The 2005-nt window shown below is 66.9% G+C and carries 1 protein-coding gene and 1 pseudogene; both read right to left on the bottom strand.

The window, feature by feature from the left end:
• Nucleotides 1–349: 349 nt before the first annotated feature.
• Nucleotides 350–1222 (bottom strand): TAXI family TRAP transporter solute-binding subunit, encoded by an 873-nt coding sequence (locus E2C06_RS36270; protein ID WP_165982914.1) that lies wholly within the window; start codon nt 1220–1222, stop codon nt 350–352.
• 532 nt (nt 1223–1754) lie between these two features.
• Nucleotides 1755–2005: pseudogene (locus tag E2C06_RS39040) on the bottom strand (hypothetical protein); the annotation flags it as partial.

The raw sequence follows: 2005 nt of genomic DNA, 5'->3' as shown, positions 1-2005 counted from the left end.
CTCCCGCCGCTCCGGCGTCGTCAGCTCGATCGCCACCGCCGCCTTGCCCATCGCCAGCCCCCACGACCCTGCATCAGAATCGTAGGAACTTCGAGATCAGGACACTAGCGCCTCTTGTGGCCTGGCGGGGTGCGCGCGAGCCTCCCTGCCAACCTGGGAGGGAACATGGCCAAGGGCCTGCTGATGATGCGCGCCATGCTGCGCGAGAATCGGCCGGCAGTGGCCACGTGCTGCGCGCGTTCGGTCGCAACGGGGACAGATTGCACGACGCCGACCTGTGACGGCGGTACCCAGATTCCGGGCGGCCTGCGCCCCGTCTATGACGACGTGCACGGCGGACGACGTCGGCTCAGAGCACACCGACCTCCTGAAGGTAGCGCCGTGCGCCGGGGTGAATCGTAGCAGGTTCGGGTGTGGCGGCGATCGTACTGGCAGGCGTCATTTCGGCCGCCTGCGGCACGCGCCGCGCCAGAGCAGGCTGAACCTGGTGGAGCCCACGCGCCATTCGGTAGGCGACATCCTCCGGCAAGCTGCGACGCCCAACGAGGTACACCCAGGTGCCGATCGACGGGATGGCGTCCGTCTGCCCACTATAGCTGTTGGCTGGTAAGCTCATCAGCCGCAGGCTGGGGTGGTCCTGCACGATGCGCCTCTGCTCCTCGGCAGTTGGGGTGATGAATCTGATCCCTCTCGGCCCGGCGGCGACTCCCGCGAAAGCCGGCCAACCGGCGCCGCCGCCCCAGAGTGCGGCGACGCGCCCATCCAGCACCAAGGCAGGGGCATCGGCCATCTGGCTTGCGAAAACCGGCCTAAAGTCGTGCTCGATATCGAGACCGAGGCTTCCAATAACCTGCCGGGCAACCACCACGAAGTTGGAGCCAGTGGCGCCCCAGAGAACCGGCTGCCCGCGGAGCGACGCGATATCCCGGTGTCGCGAGTCACCTCGGACCGCGAACATCACTGGCGTCCCATAGAGTGCCGCCAAGACCATCGGGGCGTTCTCACCGGCGAGCGCGTTCGTCGCCGTTTCGCCGGCCACGATCGCCACGTCCGCAGCGCCGGTGCCCAGCAGTCGAATGTTTTCGGCGCTGCCGGCCGTGTGGCGGTGTGTGAAAGGAAACTCTGGCTTCACCCCCGAGAGTTCGGCCAGGAGCGCATCGGCAAACGTCGAGAGGCCGCCGCCTGGCGTTGAGGTCGCCAGTACAAGCGGCGCTTGTGCCACGGCCCTGCGGCTCGGGAGCAACCCCAGCGCCAGGCTCAGAGCAGCTCGCCGGGCCAGCCCTGACCATGGCTGCGCCGGAGCGGCAACTGGCCGATTGCCACTCGCTCTGCCCTCGTCTGACGCGTCCACCATCCCGTTCCTCCCGCTCACACCACAGCCACTCCTCAGCCAGTCAGCGCCCTAGTGGATCCGAGCTTGATGCTGCCGCGCCGCACAACACAGTTCTATAGAGCCGGCTTGGGTGCACTTGGATGAGTTTGCCGGTTTTACAGGTATTATCCCCGTGCGACCCGGCGCCGGCCTCAAGATGGCCCAAGCCGGCTCTATAGGTCGGGTGGTCAGCGCGGATGATTTACCGCGTAAGCGGTTCCGTCGGCACCGCGGGGTGAACCCCCACGCCGTTGTAGCGCCTGCGCAGCGCGGGACCGGCGAAAGGCCTCTCGGCGTACGATAACCCACCTTTAGGCAGCAAGCCTCCAGCAGCCGCTTTCCGCCCACACCCGCTAGCGGTCTGGTGAGGAGTTCGCATCCGCTAACCGCGATCCGGTACGGATGGCTGCTCCAAGCAGTTTAGCGGGAACGGCGCCAGCAACCGTGGGAGGGTGACGTCTCCCGGCAGCCTCCTGTCCAAGATCGCCTCCACGATATCTGGCGCTAGCAGCGTCAACCGCCGCAGCGAGCCGAGGTATCCTCGCTCGATCCGCTCCGCCTGTGCCATCTCGCTAATAGACGCATAGCGTCCCTCGTCGAGCAGCCGCTGATACCGGAACGCCCGCGCCAGCG

The organism is Dankookia rubra (assembly GCF_004355005.1).
In the GTDB taxonomy this organism is placed as follows: Bacteria; Pseudomonadota; Alphaproteobacteria; order Acetobacterales; family Acetobacteraceae; genus Paracraurococcus; species Paracraurococcus ruber_A.
This window is presented reverse-complemented; position numbering and strand designations above follow the sequence as displayed.